This is a genomic window from Kitasatospora sp. NPDC101176, assembly GCF_044768035.1.
Classification (GTDB): Bacteria; Actinomycetota; Actinomycetes; order Streptomycetales; family Streptomycetaceae; genus Kitasatospora.
Genome location: NZ_JBIWPA010000039.1, coordinates 58,375 through 76,681, shown reverse-complemented (window position 1 = coordinate 76,681; position 18,307 = coordinate 58,375). Strand labels below are relative to the sequence as shown.

The 18,307-nt window shown below is 75.8% G+C and carries 17 protein-coding genes; 8 read left to right on the top strand and 9 right to left on the bottom strand.

The window, feature by feature from the left end:
- Positions 1 to 123: 123 nt before the first annotated feature.
- A complete protein-coding gene (locus ACIRS1_RS34550; RefSeq protein WP_402846209.1) occupies positions 124 to 723 on the bottom strand; it encodes a choice-of-anchor C family protein in 600 nt (199 codons plus the stop codon).
- A gap of 306 nt (positions 724 to 1,029) precedes the next feature.
- Between ACIRS1_RS34550 and ACIRS1_RS34545 the strand changes: the two genes are divergently transcribed.
- Together ACIRS1_RS34545 and ACIRS1_RS34540 are read left to right on the top strand one after the other, a co-directional pair.
- The gene (locus tag ACIRS1_RS34545) at positions 1,030 to 1,752 is read left to right on the top strand and encodes a GDSL-type esterase/lipase family protein (RefSeq protein WP_402846207.1); all 723 of its coding nucleotides are present in this window, start codon (positions 1,030 to 1,032) and stop codon (positions 1,750 to 1,752) included.
- Positions 1,753 to 1,901: 149 nt separating this feature from the next.
- Positions 1,902 to 2,858 (top strand): aldo/keto reductase, encoded by a 957-nt coding sequence (locus tag ACIRS1_RS34540; RefSeq protein ID WP_402846205.1) that lies wholly within the window; start codon positions 1,902 to 1,904, stop codon positions 2,856 to 2,858.
- Between the two features lie 83 nt (positions 2,859 to 2,941).
- Here ACIRS1_RS34540 and ACIRS1_RS34535 read toward each other — a convergent pair whose 3' ends face one another.
- The 4 genes from ACIRS1_RS34535 to ACIRS1_RS34520 form a co-directional block, all read right to left on the bottom strand.
- A complete protein-coding gene (locus ACIRS1_RS34535; RefSeq protein WP_402846203.1) occupies positions 2,942 to 3,586 on the bottom strand; it encodes a GNAT family N-acetyltransferase in 645 nt (214 codons plus the stop codon).
- An 89-nt stretch (positions 3,587 to 3,675) separates the two neighbouring features.
- On the bottom strand, positions 3,676 to 4,365 hold the full coding sequence (locus tag ACIRS1_RS34530; RefSeq protein ID WP_360214122.1) for a nitroreductase family protein: 690 nt from the start codon (positions 4,363 to 4,365) through the stop codon (positions 3,676 to 3,678).
- Between the two features lie 57 nt (positions 4,366 to 4,422).
- On the bottom strand, positions 4,423 to 6,060 hold the full coding sequence (locus ACIRS1_RS34525; protein ID WP_402846200.1) for an ABC-F family ATP-binding cassette domain-containing protein: 1,638 nt from the start codon (positions 6,058 to 6,060) through the stop codon (positions 4,423 to 4,425).
- 158 nt (positions 6,061 to 6,218) lie between these two features.
- Complete coding sequence (locus ACIRS1_RS34520; protein ID WP_402846198.1) at positions 6,219 to 7,424, bottom strand: trypsin-like serine peptidase; 1,206 nt, start codon at positions 7,422 to 7,424, stop codon at positions 6,219 to 6,221.
- Between the two features lie 487 nt (positions 7,425 to 7,911).
- On the opposite strand from ACIRS1_RS34520, the gene ACIRS1_RS34515 reads away from it, so the two are divergent.
- The 3 genes from ACIRS1_RS34515 (at position 7,912) to ACIRS1_RS34505 (ending at position 10,243) form a co-directional block, all read left to right on the top strand.
- Positions 7,912 to 9,519, top strand: a complete 1,608-nt coding sequence (locus ACIRS1_RS34515) for an ABC-F family ATP-binding cassette domain-containing protein (RefSeq protein ID WP_402846196.1) — start codon at positions 7,912 to 7,914, stop codon at positions 9,517 to 9,519.
- Between the two features lie 119 nt (positions 9,520 to 9,638).
- A complete protein-coding gene (locus ACIRS1_RS34510) occupies positions 9,639 to 9,851 on the top strand; it encodes a hypothetical protein (protein WP_360214130.1) in 213 nt (70 codons plus the stop codon).
- The gene (locus tag ACIRS1_RS34505) at positions 9,848 to 10,243 is read left to right on the top strand and encodes a toxin Doc (protein WP_402846194.1); all 396 of its coding nucleotides are present in this window, start codon (positions 9,848 to 9,850) and stop codon (positions 10,241 to 10,243) included. The genes ACIRS1_RS34510 and ACIRS1_RS34505 overlap by 4 nt, the downstream gene beginning before the upstream one ends.
- A 58-nt stretch (positions 10,244 to 10,301) precedes the next feature.
- Here ACIRS1_RS34505 and ACIRS1_RS34500 read toward each other — a convergent pair whose 3' ends face one another.
- The 4 genes from ACIRS1_RS34500 to ACIRS1_RS34485 form a co-directional block, all read right to left on the bottom strand.
- A complete protein-coding gene (locus ACIRS1_RS34500) occupies positions 10,302 to 10,949 on the bottom strand; it encodes a Pr6Pr family membrane protein (RefSeq protein ID WP_360214134.1) in 648 nt (215 codons plus the stop codon).
- Positions 10,950 to 11,097: 148 nt separating this feature from the next.
- Entirely contained in the window at positions 11,098 to 11,844 is a 747-nt protein-coding gene (locus ACIRS1_RS34495; protein WP_402846191.1) for a response regulator, read from the bottom strand.
- Entirely contained in the window at positions 11,841 to 13,106 is a 1,266-nt protein-coding gene (locus tag ACIRS1_RS34490) for a sensor histidine kinase (RefSeq protein ID WP_402846188.1), read from the bottom strand. The genes ACIRS1_RS34495 and ACIRS1_RS34490 overlap by 4 nt, the downstream gene beginning before the upstream one ends.
- Positions 13,103 to 14,155 carry a hypothetical protein gene (locus tag ACIRS1_RS34485; protein WP_402846187.1) on the bottom strand — a complete coding sequence of 351 codons (1,053 nt, stop codon included), beginning with the start codon at positions 14,153 to 14,155 and terminating at the stop codon, positions 13,103 to 13,105. Before ACIRS1_RS34485 ends, ACIRS1_RS34490 begins: the two co-directional genes overlap by 4 nt.
- 300 nt (positions 14,156 to 14,455) lie before the next feature.
- On the opposite strand from ACIRS1_RS34485, the gene ACIRS1_RS34480 reads away from it, so the two are divergent.
- From ACIRS1_RS34480 to ACIRS1_RS34470, 3 genes are all read left to right on the top strand, one after another.
- Entirely contained in the window at positions 14,456 to 16,285 is a 1,830-nt protein-coding gene (locus tag ACIRS1_RS34480; protein WP_402846185.1) for a hypothetical protein, read from the top strand.
- 120 nt (positions 16,286 to 16,405) lie between these two features.
- A complete protein-coding gene (locus tag ACIRS1_RS34475; RefSeq protein WP_402846183.1) occupies positions 16,406 to 16,789 on the top strand; it encodes a DUF5955 family protein in 384 nt (127 codons plus the stop codon).
- Positions 16,790 to 16,979: 190 nt separating this feature from the next.
- The gene (locus ACIRS1_RS34470) at positions 16,980 to 18,305 is read left to right on the top strand and encodes a CaiB/BaiF CoA transferase family protein (protein ID WP_402846181.1); all 1,326 of its coding nucleotides are present in this window, start codon (positions 16,980 to 16,982) and stop codon (positions 18,303 to 18,305) included.
- Positions 18,306 to 18,307 lie beyond the last annotated feature (2 nt).

The following is an 18,307-nucleotide window of genomic DNA, read 5'->3' as shown; positions in this document are numbered from 1 at the left end:
GCCCCCCCACCCCCGCGCGGGCGTTTTTTTTTTTTGTTGTGGTGGGGGGGGGGGGGGGCGGGGGGGGGGGGGGCGGGGGGGGGCGCCGCCCCCCCCCCGGGCCCGCGGGTCGGCCGGAGCCGGTCAGCGGCCGCAGCAGGAGGTGCACTCCTTCACCTGGACGTCGTCGAGGACCGGGCCGTACGCGCCGCCGACGGTGCTGACGAAGCTCAGGGTGGTGGACGTGCCCTGCGCGACGAAGGTGAACTGGCGCCCCACGTAGCCCATGGCGGCCCTCGTCCTGCCGGTGACGTCGAAGGAGAAGTCCTGGAAGTCCTGGCCGTCGATCAGCGCCCGGCCGGTGCGCAGGGCGACCCCGCCCTCGGGGTTGCCGGCGAGCGCGTAGGTGACGGAGTAGGTGGTGCCGGGGGTGGTGGTGAAGCTCTGGGCGATGGTGCCGCTGCCGGAGCCGTTGAGGTCGAGCGACTGGTCGCCTTCGGCGGCCTGCCAGAACCCGGCGCCGATCAGGTCGACGCTGCCGGCGGTGACCTTCCACGGACCGATGGTCTGACCGGCCGCCACCCCGGTGAAGGAGTTCGCCGGGGCCTTCGGGGTCTCGAAGCTGCCGTCGTCGAAGCGGCTGAGCGCGCGGTGGCCGCCGGCGGCGTGGGCCGGCGCGGCCAGGGCGGTGGCGCCGACGACGAGCAGGACGGCGAGGGCGGTGCGGGTGCGGGAGAGCGGCACGGGTGGTCCTCCGAGGAGTGGTGGGGATCAACCGATGATCGGCTGACGATCGGCTGTGCACAGAGCGTCTTCGGCCGCGGTGATCGCTGCCAAGACGGGACGGGCGGCGCCCGGTGGCGCGCATGGCCCCGGGCAGGCTCTCGCGCGCCGGTTTCGACCGGGCCGGTGCGGCGGCGGCGGGCCGGGCGGACCGTTCCGGGCGGTCGGCCCGGGCCGACCCGCCGTCATCAGGACGGCCCCGTCCAGGGAGTGGGACGATCCGCGCGAGCCCCCACCCCGTCGCGCGCTCCGGCCTAGGCTGAGCCGGTGATCGACGACACGCGCATCTGCTTCCTCGGGGACTCCTTCGTCCAGGGCCTCGGCGACCCGGAGTTCCGCGGGTGGGCCGGCCGGGCGCTCCAGGCCTGTGCGGCCGACGTCACCGCGTACAACCTGGGCGTCCGTCGCAACACCTCCACGGACGTGCTGCACCGCTGCTGGGCGGAGGTCGAGGCGCGTACGGTGCCCGGCGCCGATCACCGGCTGGTCGTCTCGGTCGGCAGCAACGACGCCACCGAGTCGCCGTCCGGCGGCCCGCGCGTCCCGCCGGACCGGACGCGGGCCAACCTGGCCGCGCTGCTCGACGGCGCCCGGGACCGCGGCCACGGCGCGCTGGTGGTCGGGCCGCCCCCGGTGGTCATGGGCGGCGCCCGGCAACTGGAACGGATGCTGGCCCTGGTCCCGCTGCTCGCCGAGGTCTGCGCGGAGCGCGCCGTGCCGTTCGTCGACGTCACCCGGGCGCTGGCCGGGAACCCCGCGTGGGTGGCCGAGGCCACCGCGGGGGACGGCGCCCACCCGGGCGCGGGCGGCTACGCGGCGCTGGCCGAGCTCGTCCTGGCCGGCGGCTTCCGGGACTGGCTCCTGGCGGGCCGGGCCGACCGGGCGGCGAGCGCGGGCAGCGCGGACCGACAGACCCCGACGGCCCCGGAGCCCCTGGCGACGCCCGGGGCCCCGACGGCCCCGGAGTCCCTGGCGGCCCGGCCGGCCTGACGCACACCCGGCTCCGGGAGACCCCGCCCGCCCCGGTGGCCCGGCCCCGGCGGACGCGCTTGACCTCGAGCGCACTCCAAGGTGAATGCTGGACGCGTCGGTCCGCCGCACGACCGCCGCACCACCACCGCACAGATGGGAACACCGCCATGCGCAACGCCACGTTCGGTACCAACGGCCCGGAGACCGGTGTCATCGGCCTCGGCTGCATGGGGATGACCTGGGCGTACGACGTGCACAACCGGGACGACGACAACTCCGTCCGGGTGATCCGCCAGGCGCTGGACCTCGGGGTCACCCTCATCGACACCGCCGACATCTACGGCCCCTACAGCAACGAGGAGGTGGTGGGCGCGGCCCTGGCCGGCCCGTACCGGGAGCGCGCCTTCCTGGCCACCAAGGTCGGCCTCGTCCCGGGCGCCGGCGGCGAGCGGGTCGGGCGCGACGGCCGGCCCGAGCACGTGCGGCGCGCGATCGACGACAGCCTGCGCCGGCTCGGCACCGACCACGTCGACCTCTACCAGCTGCACCGGGTCGACCCGGAGGTCCCGATCGAGGAGACCTGGGGTGCGCTCGCCGAGGCCGTGGAGGCCGGCAAGGCCCGCCGGATCGGCCTGTCCGAGGTGAGCGTCGAGGAGATCGAGCGGGCCCGGGCGGTGCACCCGGTGGCCTCCGTGCAGTCGGAGCTGTCGCTCTGGACCCGGGACGCCCTGGCCGACGTCCTGCCGTACACCGAGGAGCACGGGATCGCCTTCCTGCCGTTCTCCCCGCTCGGCCGGGGCTTCCTGACCGGCAGCATCTCCTCCTTCGACGAACTTCCGGCGGACGACTTCCGCCGTGCCCTGCCGCGCTTCCAGCAGGACGCGCTGAAGGCGAACCTGGAGCTGGTCGGCAGGGTCACGGCGGTCGCCGAGCGGGTCGGCGCGACCCCGGCCCAGGTGGCGCTGGCCTGGGTGCTGGCGCAGGGGCGTCATGTCTTCCCGATCCCGGGGACCCGCACGCCGCGCTACCTGGTGGACAATGCGGGGGCGGCCGAGGTCGTGCTCACCGCCGCCGACCTGGCCGAGCTGGACGCGCTGCCGGCGCCGACCGGCGGGCGCTACTGACCGGCGGGCGCCACGGGCCGGCGCCCGCGTCAGCCGCGACGAACCCGGGCCGACACCGCCCGCCGCCCGCGGGCGCGGCCCCGCTACCGCTCCATCACCCAGATCAGCTGCCGCCCGGTCTCGGCCGGCGCCCGGACGGCGGCCGCGGCGACCCGGTCGAGCCGGTAGCCGAGCTTGCGCGGGACGGCCGCGCTGGCGCCGTTCGCCTCGTCGCAGTGGATCTCCACCCGGGCGATGCCGGGCAGGGCCAGCGCGGCCTCGGTGAGCGCGGCGGTGGCGGTGGTGGCGATGCCGCGCCCGGCGTGCCGCGCGGCGACCCAGTAGCCGATCTCCAGCGCGCCGGGGCCGATCCGGCCGTGCAGGCCGAAGGCCCCGATCACCCCGCCGGGTTCGGCGTCCAGGCCGACCAGGTACATGAAGTCGGTGCCGGCCTCCCAGGCGAGGGCGCCGGCCCTGGTCAGCTCGGCGGACTGGGCCCGGCTGGGGGCCTCGGCCGCCCACTCCATCCAGGGCCGCAGGTGGTCGAGGTTGGCGCGGACGGCCTTGTTGAGGGCGAGCGCGTGGGTGGTGCGGCGGCGCAGCAGCGAGATCCCGCCGGGCAGCCGCAGCACCTCGGGCGGCCGCCCGGTGGTGACCTCCTGCGGGCCGGGACCGAGGCCGGGGCCGGGGCCGGGGCCGGGGAACGGTGCGGGCGGGTGGTCGCAGGACCGTGGCTGCGGGTGGCTCATGACCGCGATTATGTCCTTGGCCGGGACCTGTCACCAGCCGGGTCCCGGGCGGCGGCCGCCCGCACGCCCCGGCGTGCGCGACCGGCCGCTCAGAGCCGGACGAGCACCTCGTCGAGCTCCTTGCGCCGCAGGTCCGGGACGCGCGCCCCGTCGGCCGGGTAGCCGACCGGGATGACGTAGGCGGCGCGTTCCTCCACCGGGCGGTCGCACACCTCGTTGAGGAACCTCATCGGGCTCGGCGTGTGGGTCAGGGTGGCCAGGCCGGCCTGGTGCAGGGAGGCCAGCAGCAGGCCGACGGCGATCCCCACCGACTCCTTGGTGTAGTACGGGCGCGGCGAATCGGGCCCCTTGTGGACCTCGAACACCACGATCACCGCCGGTGCGTCCTCCAGGAACGGCTTGCGCCAGTCGGTGCCGATCGGTGCCAGTGCGGCCAGCCACTCGGCCGAGGCGCGATGCGCGTAGAACTCGCGCTCCTCGGCCTCGGCGGCCTCGCGCAGCCGCCGCTTGCGCTCCGGGTCGGTGATCACCACGAACCGCCAGGGCTGGACGTGCGCGCCGCTGGGCGCGGTGTTGGCGGTCCGGACCGCCCACTCGACCACGCCGTCCGGGATCGGGCGGGTCGCGTAGTCGCGGACGGTCCGGCGCAGCGCCATCACGTCGTGGAAGGACCTGCTGCGGGCCTCCGCCTCGTGGGCGGGCACCGTCATGGGGCGGAGCGGGACGCTCGGGTAGGAGCTGCCGTCCGCCGTGCTGTCGATCGTACGGTTCTCAACCATGGTCGACAGCACAGCACATGGGCGCCGCGCCGGGAAGAGGTAGAGACCAATGGCGGTCTACAGCTCGTGCACCCGCCCGCCCCGGACCTCGATCCGCCGGTTCACCGCGACGGTGTCCAGCATCCGCCGGTCGTGGGTGACCAGCAGCAGGGTGCCGGTGTACGAGGAGAGCGCGGACTCCAACTGCTCGATCGCGGGCAGGTCCAGGTGGTTGGTGGGCTCGTCCAGCACCAGCAGGTTGACCCCGCGCGCCTGCAGCAGCGCGAGCGCGGCCCGGGTGCGCTCGCCGGGGGAGAGGGTGTCGGCCGGGCGCAGCACGTGCACCGCCTTGAGGCCGAACTTGGCCAGCAGGGTGCGCACCTCCTCCGGCGTGAGCTCCGGCACGGCGGCGGCGAACGCCTCCGCCAGCGGCTCGCCGCCGAGGAACAGCCCGCGCGCCTGGTCGACCTCGCCGACCACCACGCCGGAGCCCAACGATGCGTTGCCGGAGTCGAGTTCGAGTCGGCCGAGCAGGGCGGCCAGCAGCGTGGACTTGCCCGCGCCGTTGGCGCCGGTGATGGCGATCCGGTCCGCCCAGTCGATCTGCAGGTCCACCGGGCCGAACGCGAAGTCGCCGCGCCGGGCGACGGCCGCGCGCAGGGTGGCGACCACCGCGCCGGAGCGCGGCGCGATGGCGATCTCCATCCGCAGCTCCCACTCCTTGCGGGGCTCCTCGACCACGTCCAGCCGCTCGATCATCCGCTGGGTCTGGCGGGCCTTGGAGGCCTGCTTCTCGGTGGACTCGGCGCGCACCGCGCGGCCCATCTTGTCGTTGTCGCTGGACTTGCGGCGGGCGTTGCGCACGCCGTGCTCCATCCAGCCGCGCTGCATCCGGGCCCGGGCCTCCAGTCCGGCCTTGGTGTCGGCGTACTCCTCGTACTCCTCGCGGGCGTGCCGGCGGGCGACGTCGCGCTCCTCCAGGTACGCCTCGTAGCCGCCGCCGTACAGGTTGACCTGCTGCTGGTGCAGGTCCAGTTCGAGCACCTTGGTGACGGTGCGGGCCAGGAACTCGCGGTCGTGGCTGATCAGCACGGTGCCCGCGCGCAGGCCCTTGACGAAGGACTCCAGCCGCTCCAGGCCGTCCAGGTCGAGGTCGTTGGTGGGCTCGTCGAGCAGGAAGACGTCGTAGCGGGAGAGCAGCAGCGAGGCGAGGCCGGCCCGGGCGGCCTGGCCGCCGGACAGCGCCGTCATCGGCAGGTCGAGCGAGACCTTCAGCCCGAGCGAGTCGGCGACCTCCTCGGCGCGCTCGTCCAGGTCGGCGCCGCCGAGGTCCAGCCAGCGGTCCAGACTGACGGCGTAGGCGTCGTCGGCGCCCGGGCGGCCCTCGACGAGGCCCTCGGTGGCCTCGTCCAGCGCGGCCTGCGCGGCGGCCACCCCGGTGCGGCGGGCCAGGAAGTCGCGGACGGACTCGCCCTCGCGCCGCTCCGGCTCCTGCGGCAGGTGGCCGACGTTGGCGCTCGCCGGGCTCAGCCGCAGCGAACCGCCCTCGGGCGTGTCCAGGCCGGCCAGCAGCCGCAGCAGCGTCGACTTGCCGGCGCCGTTCACGCCGACCAGGCCGATCACGTCGCCCGGGGCGACGACCAGGTCCAGGCCGGAGAAGAGGGTGCGTTCGCCGTGGCCGGCGGCGAGGTCCTTGACTACGAGTGTGGCGCTCATGATGAGCCCGATTGTAGGAGGAGGGCGCCGGGCGGCGGAAAACCCGCAGGGTGCCGGGCCGGCGGGCCCGGCGCGGGCGGCGGGTGCCGGGGGACGCCCGGGGGCCGCGGCCGCGCCGGCCGCGGCCCCCGGGCGCGTGAGGGTCGCCCCTCAGCGGATCACTTGGCCTTCTTCGAGAAGTAGTCGAACATGTGCGCCGCCACGTCCTCGAGGTACGGGCCGGCCTCGTAGGTGTTCGCCCCGTTGCCGATGGAGGTGTCGCTGACCAGGGCCGGCTTGCCGTCCTTGGTCGCGTACCAGCCGCCGCCGCTGCTGCCGCCGGTCATGTTGCAGCCGATCAGCAGCATCGCCGGGCGGCTCGGGTCGCCGGTCTTCTTGGCGGGCTTGCCGCCGTCGCAGTGCTCCAGCTCGACGCCGTCGAAGGGCTTGCCCTCCGGGAAGCCGTAGTTGCTGACGGAGGCGAGCTGCTCGCGCGGGGCGTTGAACCACAGCGGCACCGAGCCGCCGACGGTCTCCTCGAGCGACTTGCCGTTCGGGTCGGGGTTGGCGACCTTGATGATGCCGAAGTCGTACTGGCTCCAGGGGCCGCCGTGCTCCGGGTCGGCCTCGGAGGTCCACTGCGGGGAGACCATGCCGGCGGTCGCGCCCCACTCGCCGTACGGCTCGGCGTCGTCCAGCTTGGACTTCTGCTTGTTGCCGTTGCTCAGCACGCCGTTGCTGTTGAAGGCCGGGGCGAAGGTGATGTCGGTGTAGTACTTGTTGCCCTTGCCGCCGTGCAGGCAGTGGCTCGCGGTCCACACCAGGTTGCTCTTGCCGGGGTTGGCCGGGTCGGAGACGACGGTGCCGGAGCAGACGTAGTCCTCGTTGCCGTCCTTGAAGAAGATCTTGCCGTTGACGTGCATGTTCTTCGGGAACGGGTGCGCCACGGGCTTCGCCGGGACGACGGCGGGCAGCTGGTCGGGCCCGGTCGGGGGCTGGGCGGCGGTGGGCTGGGCCGGGGCCGCGGTGGTGGGCTGGGCGGGCGCCTGCGTCGGGTCCTGGGCCGGGGCCTGCGGCAGCGGCTTGGGCTTGGCGTTCAGCAGCTTCTGCAGGGTCCAGTAGCCCTTGACCGCCGGGGTGACGACGTTCTCCTTGGCCCACTTGTCCCAGTCCTCGAGCTTCCAGGTCTTCAGCTCTTCGACGGTCGGCAGCTTGAGCGGCGCCGCGCCCGGCTTGCCGGAGGCGCTGGCGGCCACCGTGGGGGCCGCGGTCTGGGCCCCGGCCGGGTCGCTGTTGTCGGGGCCGCACGAGGTGGCGGCCAGCACGGTCAGCGCGGCGACGGAAGCGCCCAGGACGGCACGGCTCGGCCGGGATATCGGTGACATGAGTTCAGTTCCCCCTGTGAATAACGGCCGCACGCCCCGTTCCGCGGGTACGGCCCCCCGGGAGGGGCCGCAGGTGCGGCAGGTGAGGAGTCTGCCATGCGGAGAAGGACCTCCTTACGCCCGCCCCGGGCTGGGACGGAGCCGTCACCGGATCGGCACCGGATCGGCACCCGCCCTCCTCCGCCGCCCGAAAACCGGTTGTCCGCGTCCGGCGGCGTGCGTAGCGTGGTCCGAGCCACCAGCCAGACAAGGAGAAGGCCGTTGCTCTACTGAGGTCCCGGGACACCGCCCCCGCCGCGCAGGCCTGTTGCCGCGCGGTGCGCGAGTGTGCGACCTCGGTCACGGCCCCCTGGCGAGCCCGGTCCCTGCGCGTCCTCCTGGACGCGCGGCCGACCTCCGGCGACTCCCCCCGGCCGTAGCGGCCCGCACCCGCGGTGTCTCCCCGTGTTGCTCCCCCTTCCTTCGGCAACCATCCGGGAGTCCCTTCATGGCACAACCCACCACCGCCGTGCTCTGCACCGACCTGTCCTTCGAGTGGCCGGACGGCAAGCCCGTCCTGGACGGCTTCCACCTCGCGGTCGGCCCCGGCCGCACCGGCCTGATCGGGCTCAACGGGGCCGGCAAGTCCACCCTGCTGCGGCTGCTGGCCGGCGAGCTGACCCCGACCGGCGGCACCGTCCGGGTCGACGGCGAACTCGGCCACCTCCCGCAGGGCCTGACGCTGGACACCGGGCTGCGGGTGGACGAGGCGCTCGGCGTCCGGGCCGCCCGCGAGGCCCTGCACGCCATCGAGTCCGGCGACACCGACCAGCGCCACTTCGACGCGGTCGGCGACGACTGGGACGTCGAGGAGCGCGCCCGCGCCACCCTCGACCGGCTCGGCCTGCACCGGCTCGACCTCGACCGCACCACCGGCGAACTCTCCGGCGGCGAGGCCGTGTTGCTGCGCCTCGCCGCGCTGCTCATGCGCCGCCCCGACGTCCTGCTGCTGGACGAGCCCACCAACAACCTCGACCGGGCCGCCCGGGAGCGGCTCTACGACACGGTGGCGGGCTGGCACGGCGTCATGCTGATCGTCAGCCACGACCGCGAACTGCTGCAGCACGTCGACCAGATCGCCGACCTGAGGGACGGCGCGGTGACGTGGTACGGGGGCAACTTCGCCGCGTACGAGCGCACCCTGGCCGCCCAGCAGGAGACGGCCGAGCGGCTCCTGCGCAACGCCGAGGCCGACGTCCAGCGCCAGAAGCGGGACCTCACCGAGGCCCGCGTCCGGCTCGAGCGCAGCGCCAGTTACGGGAGGAAGCGCTCGATCGCCCGCAACGACCCGCACATCGTCGCGGGCAAGCTCAAACGCCAGGGCCAGGAGACGGCCGGGCGGCTCCAGGGCATGCACACCGAACGCCTGGAGGAGGCCAGGCAGCGGCTCACCGCCGCGGAGGAGGCCGTCCGCGACGACGCCGCGATCCGGATCGACCTGCCGCGCACCGCCGTCCCGGCCGGGCGCACCGTGCTCACCCTGCAGAAGGTCCGGCTGCCGCACGGCATCACCGCCGACCTCGATCTGCGCGGCCCCGAGCGGGTCGCCCTGGTCGGCCGCAACGGCGCGGGCAAGAGCACCCTGCTGCGTGCCGTCGCGGGCGAACTCGCGGCACTGGAGGGGGAGATCACCACCCCGGTGCCGCTGCGCCACCTGCCGCAGCGGCTCGACCTGCTGGACGACGGGCTCACCGTGGTGGAGAACGTCAAGTCCTTCGCCCCCTCGGCGGGGGACAACGCGATCCGGGCCCGGCTGGCGCGCTTCCTGTTCCGCGGCGGCCGGGCCGACCAGCGGGCCGCCACCCTCTCCGGGGGCGAGCGGTTCCGGGCCACCCTGGCCGCCCTGCTGCTGGCCGACCCGCCGCCGCAGCTGCTGCTGCTCGACGAGCCGACCAACAACCTGGACCTCGCCAGCGTCCGCCAGCTCACCGAGGCGCTCGCCGCCTACCGGGGCGCGCTGATCGTGGCCAGCCACGACCTGCCGTTCCTGCGCGGACTGGGCCCGACCAGGTGGCTGGAGCTGGACGGCGACCTGCGGGCGGTGGACCCGATGTGACGGCGCCGGTGCGGTGCCACCGCCGGCCGTGCCCGGGCCGTCCCCCGGGCACGGCCGGCTCCCCGGCGACGGTGCCGGTCCGGTACCCAACTCCGGTGTGCTCCAGTACCATCGGCGCCATGCCTGCGCTCAACATCGAGTACACGGAGCACGAGCTCGCCGCGATCCGCGAGGCCGCCGCCGCGGACGGGAAGAGCGTCAAGGCCTACGTCCACGACCTGAGCGTGCGGGAGCAGCAGCGGCGGGTGTTCGTGGACCACGCGGTGGCGTTCTGGAAGGCGCACCGGGCCGAGTTCGACGCCGCGTTCCCGGAGGACGCGCCCGCCGCGTGAACGGCAGGGGTGCGGAGCGGGCGCTGCTCCACGTCGACCTGCGCTGGCTGCTGGACGTCCAGGAACTGGCCTCGCCCGAGGACCTCAGCGTGCGGGACTACTCGGCGCTGCAGGCCGCCGTCGCCCGGCAGCGGGTGAACACCGCCCAGCTCGGCCACGACGCGGACGCCGCCTGGTGCGCGGCCACCCTGATGCACACGATCGTGCTGCTGAGGCCGCTGCCGGTGCGCAACAACCTGTACGCCTGCATGACGACGGCCGCGTACATGCACGCGGCCGGGGAGGGCGTCGACCCGCCGTACGGGGCGCTGGTCGAGCTGGCGAGGGACGTCGCCGAGGGTCGGGCCGACGTGTACGCGGCGGCCGACCGGATCCGCGCCTGGCGGATCTGAGGCCGGTCGCCGCTCGCGGCCGTCGTCGGGCGGGGGCCGGTGCGCCCGGGCGGGCCTGCTAGGCCCGGGCGGGCCGGAGTCTGGCGGCCACCAGGGTGCCGAGCCGGTCGAGGCCGACCACGGCGGCCGCGAGCACGGTGAACTCGACGGTCAGCAGGGCGATCTGGCCCCAGACGTAGCCGTAGCCCTTGGTGGTGGGGTCGAAGAAGAAGTAGGGGTAGGGCGTCGGGTAGTCGTCGAAGAGCGCGTTGCGGGTCAGCACGATCGCGGCGTAGCCGAGCGGGAACGCCAGCCAGAGCGGGACGTCCTTCCAGGCCGCCGCGTTGCGCGGCTTCAGCACCAGCCAGTCGACGATCACCATCACCGGCGTGACGTAGTGCAGGAAGAAGGACGACCAGTGGGCGAGCCGGTCCGGCCCGTCGACCAGCCCGGGCAGCGGGTTGGCGCCGTGCTGGAGCAGGATGTGCGAGACCAGCCCGGTGATCAGGATGTAGAGGGTGGCGGCGCCGCGCAGCCGGGGCGCGGGCGCGTCCACGGTGCCGCGCTCGGTCATCCAGTACACCGCGCCGATGAAGTAGCCGAGCACGATGACGTTGCTCTGCACGGTGAAGTACACCAGTGGCGCCGTCCCGAGGGTCAGGCCGAGGCCCGCCGAGAGCACGATTCCCATGCGCCACCAGAGCGCGGGGCGGGTCCGGACAGTCATGCGGCCACCAGTTCGTTCCAGGCGATACGGGAGGTATCGGGCGGTTGCGGGGGAATCCCGCACTCTACTCGCAGGTAGCGGTCGGACGGAAGAAACGTCCCTGCCGGTGACCGGACGGCCCGGACCGTCCGCTCACCGGCAGGTGTCCTCAGCCCGGCAGCACGAAGCCCGACTCGTACGCGGCGATCACCGCCTGGGTGCGGTCGCGGGCACCGAGCTTGGCGAGCACGCCGCCCACGTGCGTCTTCACCGTCTCCTGGCTGACCACCAGCTCCCGGGCGATCTCGCCGTTGTTGAGGCCGGTGGCCATCAACCGCAGCACCTGGCCCTCCCGTTCGGTCAGCCGGCCGATCGGCCCGCGCTCCGGGGCGGCGGCCCGGCGGGACTCCGCACCGTGGCGCAGCGCGAGTTCGCGGACGGCCGCCGGGAAGAGCAGCGAGTCGCCGCGCGCGACCAGCCGCACCGCCTGGATCATCTCCTCGGCCCGCGCCCGCTTGAGCAGGAACCCGGCCGCGCCGGCCCGCAGTGCGTCGTACACGTGGTCGTCGTGTTCGAAGGTGGTGACCACCAGGATCCGCGGAGGCTCGGCCATCCCGCCGACCAGCTGCTCGGTGGCCCGGATGCCGTCGATGCCGGGCATCCGGACGTCCATCAGCACCACGTCCGGTCGCAGCTCGCGCACCAGCGGGACGACCTCGGCGCCGTCCGCGGCCTCGCCGACCACGGTGAGGTCCGGCTCGGCGTCGATCACCACCCGCAGGCCGGCCCGCACCAGCCGCTCGTCGTCGGCGATCACCACGCGGACGGTCCCGTCGCCGGCACCCCCGTCGCGGTGCTGCCCGTCCTGGCGGACGCCCCCGTCGCGGTGGTTCCCGTCGCGGTCGTACTCGTTCATCCTGCTGTTCCTCCCACCGGCAGCCAGACGGCCAGCCGCCACGTCGTCCCGTCCGCGCTGGGCCCGGCCGTGCTGCCGCCGCGCAGGGCCGTCGCGCGCTCCCCGATCCCGCGCAGCCCCCGCCCGCCGCCGGGGCGGCTCGGGCGGGCGGTGCCCAGCGGGTTGGTCAGTTCGATCTCCAGCCGGCCCCCGGCCAGCGCCACCCGCAGCCCGGCCGGTGCGGGCCCGGCGTGCCGCAGCACGTTGGTCAGGCCCTCCTGCACGATCCGGTAGGCCTCGCGGGAGACCCCGGCCGGCAGCCGGGCCAGGCCGGGGGCCAGGTCGGCGGACACCGTGACGCCGGTGCGGGCCAGTTGGCGCAGCAGGTCGTCCAGCCCGCCGAGGGTGGGGCCGGCCGGTCCGGCGGCGTCCTCCTCGCGCAGCAGCCCGAGCACGGTGTCCAGCTCGGCGACGGCCGCCCGTGCGGTCTCCTCGATCGCCTGCAGCGCCTCGGCCGCGAAGTCCGGGTCGCTGCGCAGCACCCGGGCGGCCGCCGAGGCCTGGATGCCGACGGCGCTGAGCGCGTGGCCGACCGAGTCGTGCAGCTCGCGGGCCAGCCGGTTGCGCTGGGCCAGCACGGTGGCCCGGCGCTCGGCCGCGGCCAGCCGCTCCTCCGGGGTCGGGCCGAGCAGGACGGGGGCCCAGCGGGCCAGCAGCGCGCCGCAGGCGGCGTTGGTGACGACGATCAGCAGCAGGACGGCGAGGCCCAGCGCCGGCCCGGTGAGCATCCAGCCGGGGAAACGGTTCTCCCAGTACTGCGCGAGGTCCGCGGCCCCGCCGAAGGAGAACATCAGCACCACCGCGAACGGCACCCCGGCGAGCGTCATCCCGGAGACCACCCCGCCGAAGAACAGGTGCAGCACGTACCAGAGCGCGGTGCGCCAGCGGGCCGCCCACGAGCGGGACGGACCGGTCGCCAGCTCCTCGGGCCGCTCCGCCGCGCACAGCGCCCGCGCCGCGGCCCCCTCCAGCGGGCGGACGGTCGGCACCAGCGCGGTGACGGCGGCCATCGGCAGGGAGGTGAACAGCGAGGCGATCTGCAACAGCACCTGGCGCAGGTGCCCCTGGGCCGGGTTGAGCGCCCCGAACAGCACCACCGAGAGCATCCAGTACGGCATCAGCAGGGCGCCGCCCAGCACCAGGTGCGTCCAGCGCAGTCGCGCCCGCCGGCCGAACCCGGCCCCGGCCGCACGCCGGATCCGGCTGCCCACCCCCGTGTTCACCCGGGCGACTCTACGTCAGCGGCCGCTCCGGGGAGCGCCATCCGCCCGGGCCGGGGCCCGGTACCGGCCGTACCGGCCGCACCCGCCGCCACCCGTCGCGCCGCCGCCCGCTCCACCAGCGCCACCGCGCCCACCACCAGGACCAGCAGCCCCGTCACCACCTGGGCGGCCTGCACCAGCGGCATCAGCCCGGGAACGGCCTTGCCCAGGTCCGTCACCCTGGTCGTGGTCGCGCCGAAGGCCACCACCTGCCAGCCGCCCCAGCCGAACAGCGAGCCGGAGGCCGTCCAGGCCACCAGCAGCGGCCCGACCAGCCGCCGCCGCGGCCCGGCCCGGAACACGAGGGCCAGCAGCGCGCCGACGGCGGCCACCGCCATCACCGCGGTCACCCCCTCCATCACCGCCACGCCCCGGTTGTGGTCCTCGGCCATGGCCGTCGGCAGCCCGGCGGTGCCGCCGCAGGCCCAGTAGGTGCGGGCCGCCGCGACGCCCAGGGCGAGCAGGGCGGCGGCGCAGGCGAGCGTGCGCTGCACGGTCAGCGTGGGGGAGTCGGGCAGGTCGCCGATCCGCTCCCGCAGCAGGCCCGGCCAGCGCCGCCGGGCGTACAGCGCGAAGGCGGTGAGCAGGGCGACCCCCTGGACGGCGAACCCGCCGTACACCACCCCGAAGACCCAGCCGCCGAGCCCGCCGGGGCCGTCCTGGCGGCTCTCCGGAGCGGGGCCGGCCAGCAGGGTGCTCAGCAGGAGCAGCGGCAGCGCGACGAGGATGGTCCCGAGCAGTCCGGTGGCGACCCACATCGGGAACGCCACCAGCCCGGCGGGCGCCCGCCGGCCCCACGGCCGGACGAAGGCCAGGGCCAGGGCCAGGGCGACGGCGTCCATGCCGAAGGTGAGCAGGTTCACCAGCCAGAGCGCGTCCAGGGCGGCCGGGTCGTCGGCGCCCACCGGATGGCCGGTCAGCCAGAGCGTCTTGAGCGTCAGGTACGGCACCGTCGCCAGGACGGCGACCCAGGCCGCCCCCGCCCGCACCGCGTTCTCGTAGGTCCTCATGGGTTCCACGGTCGCGCCCCGCCCGGGGGCGCCACGTCAACCCGGTGAAGGGTCGCCCTCCCCCTCCCGGGGGATCTTCCCGCGCGCCCCTCCTCCCGGCCCGGGGGAGGCTCGTTGATCCGCACGCGCACCGCACGAACCGCACGCGCACCACAGGAACCGCACGCGCACCGCACGAACCCGCACGCGGCGCGCGCCCGTCGGCGCACCGTACGGGCCGGCGGGCGCAGCGCACCGCACCCGCACCCGCGCCGGCCGGCGCCCGTGCGGGGATCCGCAGTCGACGGGAGGGGACCCGCCATGACCGAGCCGTCCGCACCGGTACCGCCGCCCCGGCGGCCGCAGACACCCCCGCCGCCGCCCGGCGTCCCGGCGGTGGACCCGCTCCAGCAGCTCATCCAGGCCCAGACCGGGACGCCCCGCGGCGACGCCACCGCCTACCTGCGGGCGGGTGCCCACCTCGATCCGGCCTTCCGGGACGCGGTGATCGAGGAGCTGGCCGAGCACCCCTACCGGGTGCCGCCGCCGACCCCCGGGGTCGACCTGGTGGCGGTGCTCGCGGAGTGCTACGCCGCCCGGCGCCAGGCCGTCGCCCGGGCGGTGCTGGTCCTGCTGGCGGCGGCCGTGGTGCCGGTCCTCACGGTCTGCGCCGTCCTCGCCGTGGCGGAGGGCGGCCCGGCCGGGGCGCTCGACCCGCTGCTGCGGATCTGGCTGCTGCAGCTGGCCCTCCCGCTGGCGCTGGTCGCGGCCTGGCTGGTCCGGTCCGGGCGGCCCGGGCGCCGCCGGCTCGGCCACTGGCTGGCCGTCGGCTGGGCGCTGACCTCGGCCGCGGCCATCGGGTGGCCGTGGATCGCCGGACTGGTCGCGGTCTGGTTCGCGGTGGCCCTGGCCGGCCACCGGCGCCTCGAACTGACCCTGCACGACCTCGGCACGGGCCGCGCCGCCGCCCCCGAGGACCCGGACCCGGCCCACCAGGACCTCTACCGGCGGCTCGCCCGGCAGCAGGCCGACCCCGACGTGGTCTACAGCGACTACGCGCCCTTCGTCGGCGCCGGGATCGAGGTCGACCACTGGTCCTTCGCCGACGAGCTGGTGCCCGACCCGACGGCAGGCGACCCTGCCGACTTCTCGGCAGGTCCTCCGGCGGGCCCCTCGGCGGGCCCCTCGGCAGGTCCGGACGCCGCCCGGGCACCGCTGACCGCCCCGGCCGTCCACGCCCGGCTGCGCACCGAGCTCGCCCGGCTCGGTGCGGCGGGCGCCCCGGCCTCCCCCGGCGACCGCCTGCACGGCATCGCCGTGGACGACCTGGTGTTCAAGAGCGGCAAGCGCCTCGGCCCGGCCGGCGACTGGTGCGGGCACGGCCCGGGCACCGCCTTCGCGGCCCTGGCGCCCTACGCGGCCCGCTGCGCCGCCGCCCTGAACCGCGGCCTGCGGGACCCGGCGGGCTGGTGGGTGGAGAGCGTCGACCTCGCGGCCGAGGAACGCCTGCGGCACTTCCTCGCGGTGCGGGTGTCCGGCTGGCACGAGGAGATCGTCGTCACCGTGTTCGTCCGGGCCCAACTCCAGGGCGGACAGCTGTTCCTGGAGAGCCGGGCCTTCGTGCTCCCGCCGGTCGCCCGGGCCTACCACGCGATCGACACCGCCACCCCGGCCACCGGGGCGGCCGAGTGGACCGGTCTCGCCGCGGCGGCGCTGCTGTCGCTGCCCGCCCTGGTGGCGGGCTCGGCCGGGGTGGTGCGCCGCGCGGCCCGCAGCCGCCGGGCCGCCGTGCGCAACGCCGCCTGGTACGCGCGGATGTGCCGGGAGAACCGGCTGGTCGACCACGGGCCCGCGCTGTCCGTCCGGGAGCTGGGCGCGGAGCCCGCGTACCAGCAGCTGTTCCAGGAGATGGACGTCCAGCGGTACCTGAAGTGCGTCCGGGCCCGGATCGTGACGGCCGTCCAGGAGTGCCTGCGCGAGCACGGCTACCGGACGGAGGGGGCGCGGGCGCTGCAGAACGTGGTGGTCAACCACGGGGTGCAGGTGCACGGCGACGTGCACGGCGTGGTGCAGAGCGGGGAGTCCGCCGCCGCCTGGTACCAGCCGATCGCCACCCCCGCGCCGCGCGTCGGCAGCCCCCGGCCGGACTGATCCCCGCCCGGACCAGGCCCCGTCCGGACTGCGCCCCGGTGGCACCGCGGGCCACCCAGAGCGTTCCGGCCCGGGACGACCCCGGACCGGACCACCCGAAGAGCAGAGGAGTCGACCGAGATGGCGAACGCGTCCGACGGCGGGACCGGGATCAACATCACCGGGAACGTCACCGGCATCGTGCAGAGCGGCGGCCACGCCCGCGCGGAGTACACCCACCAGCAGGGCGCCCCGGCCCCGGGCGAGGCGCCGGAACTGCGCGCCCTGCTCGACGCCGTGGAGGCGCTGCGGGCGCAGCTGCGGGCGCTCGCCCCGGGGGAGCTGCCGCCGGGTGCGGCGGACGTGGCCGGTGAGGCCCTCGCCGAGGTCGCCGACGCGGCGGGGGCCGGCGGGGCCGGGCGGATCAGGCGCGCGGTCTTCACCCTGACCGGTGCCCTGGGCGCCGCCACGGCGCTGACCGCGGCCCTGCAGGCCCAGACCGCGGCGGCCGCCCCCTGGTTCTAGGTCCGTCGTCCCGGCCCGTCGGTTCCGGGCCGGTCGCCTCGGCGTCGTCGTACCGTCGCCGCCTGGTCCCGGAGCGCGTCGCCGTACCGTCGCCGGACCGTCGCCGGACCACCGCCCCGGCGGTCACCCCGGCGGTCGCCCGGCCCGTCGGGGGTCTTGTTACCGGCGGGTCGCTTCCCTATCATCGCGAGTGTTACAGCTTTACTGTCAAACCCCGAAGGGTCTGCAGCCAGTGCGTGACACGAGCACTCCGCCGGGCACCGGGACCGGTCCCCTGGCGGGGGTCAGGGTCGTCGAGCTCGCCGGGATCGGGCCGGGGCCGTTCGCGGCGATGCTGCTGGCGGACCTCGGTGCCGACGTCGTGCGGGTGGACCGGCCGGACCCGTCCCCGCTGGGGATCGACCCGGCCCGGGACGTCACCAACCGCAACAAGCGCTCGGTGCTGATCGACCTGAAGTCCCCGGAGGGCGCCGGCCGGGTGCTCGACCTGGTCGAACGGGCCGACCTGCTGATCGAGGGGTACCGCCCCGGCGTCGCCGAACGCCTCGGCGTCGGCCCGCACGCCTGCCTGGCCCGCAACCCCGCCCTGGTGTACGGGCGGATGACCGGCTGGGGGCAGCAGGGGCCGCGTGCCGCCGCGGCCGGCCACGACCTCGGGTACGCCGCCGTGGCCGGGGTGCTCGGGGTGGTCGCCGCGCCCGGCGGGCCGGACCAGCCGCCCGGCATCCCGGCCAACCTGCTGGGCGACTACGCCGGCGGCTCGCTCTACCTCGCCGTCGGCCTGCTCGCCGCCCTGCACCACGCCCGCGCCACCGGCGCCGGCCAGGTCGTGGACGCGGCGATCGTGGACGGCGCGGCGCACCTGTCGAGCATGCTCTGGGGCCTGCTCGCGGCAGGCCACTGGCAGGACCGCCGGGGGGTGAACCTGCTGGACGGCGGTGCGCCGTTCTACGCGGTCTACCGCGCGGCGGACGGCGGGTACCTGGCGGTGGGGGCGCTGGAGCCGCGGTTCTACGCCGAGTTCGCCCGGCTGCTGGAGCTCGGCCCGGACGCCCCCGGCCAGCACGACCCGGCCCGCTGGCCCGAACTGCGGGGCCTGATCGCCGCCCGCTTCGCCACCCGCACCAGGGCCGAGTGGGAGGCCGTCTTCGCGGGCTCCGACGCCTGTGTGGAGCCGGTGCTGACGATGCGTCAGTCGGCCGAGGACGCGCACCTGGTGGCCCGCGGCACCTATCTGGAGGTGGACGGGGTCACCCAGCCCGCCCCCGCCCCGCGGTTCTCCGTCACCCCGGGCGCGGTGCGCCGCCCGCCCGCCCGGCCGGGCGCCGACACCGCCGAGGTGGCGCGCGACTGGGCGGTGCCCTCGCTCCGCCTGACGGCCACCGATGCCGGGGCCGCGGCCCGCGACGCCGCGGCGGCGCGACCCGATACCGGGGCCGTGGCGCCCGTTACCGGGGCCGTGGCAGCCGATTCCGGGACGGCGGCACCCGATTCCGAGACAGGACAGGGAGCGTAGCG

Coding starts and splice junctions, on each gene's coding strand:
- ACIRS1_RS34540 (WP_402846205.1), top strand. CDS start 1,902: ATGCGCAACGCCACGTTCGGTACCAACGGCCCGGAGACCGGTGTCATC.
- ACIRS1_RS34535 (WP_402846203.1), bottom strand. CDS start 3,586: ATGAGCCACCCGCAGCCACGGTCCTGCGACCACCCGCCCGCACCGTTC.
- ACIRS1_RS34530 (WP_360214122.1), bottom strand. CDS start 4,365: ATGGTTGAGAACCGTACGATCGACAGCACGGCGGACGGCAGCTCCTAC.
- ACIRS1_RS34525 (WP_402846200.1), bottom strand. CDS start 6,060: ATGAGCGCCACACTCGTAGTCAAGGACCTCGCCGCCGGCCACGGCGAA.
- ACIRS1_RS34520 (WP_402846198.1), bottom strand. CDS start 7,424: ATGTCACCGATATCCCGGCCGAGCCGTGCCGTCCTGGGCGCTTCCGTC.
- ACIRS1_RS34515 (WP_402846196.1), top strand. CDS start 7,912: ATGGCACAACCCACCACCGCCGTGCTCTGCACCGACCTGTCCTTCGAG.
- ACIRS1_RS34510 (WP_360214130.1), top strand. CDS start 9,639: ATGCCTGCGCTCAACATCGAGTACACGGAGCACGAGCTCGCCGCGATC.
- ACIRS1_RS34500 (WP_360214134.1), bottom strand. CDS start 10,949: ATGACTGTCCGGACCCGCCCCGCGCTCTGGTGGCGCATGGGAATCGTG.
- ACIRS1_RS34495 (WP_402846191.1), bottom strand. CDS start 11,844: ATGAACGAGTACGACCGCGACGGGAACCACCGCGACGGGGGCGTCCGC.
- ACIRS1_RS34485 (WP_402846187.1), bottom strand. CDS start 14,155: ATGAGGACCTACGAGAACGCGGTGCGGGCGGGGGCGGCCTGGGTCGCC.
- ACIRS1_RS34480 (WP_402846185.1), top strand. CDS start 14,456: ATGACCGAGCCGTCCGCACCGGTACCGCCGCCCCGGCGGCCGCAGACA.
- ACIRS1_RS34475 (WP_402846183.1), top strand. CDS start 16,406: ATGGCGAACGCGTCCGACGGCGGGACCGGGATCAACATCACCGGGAAC.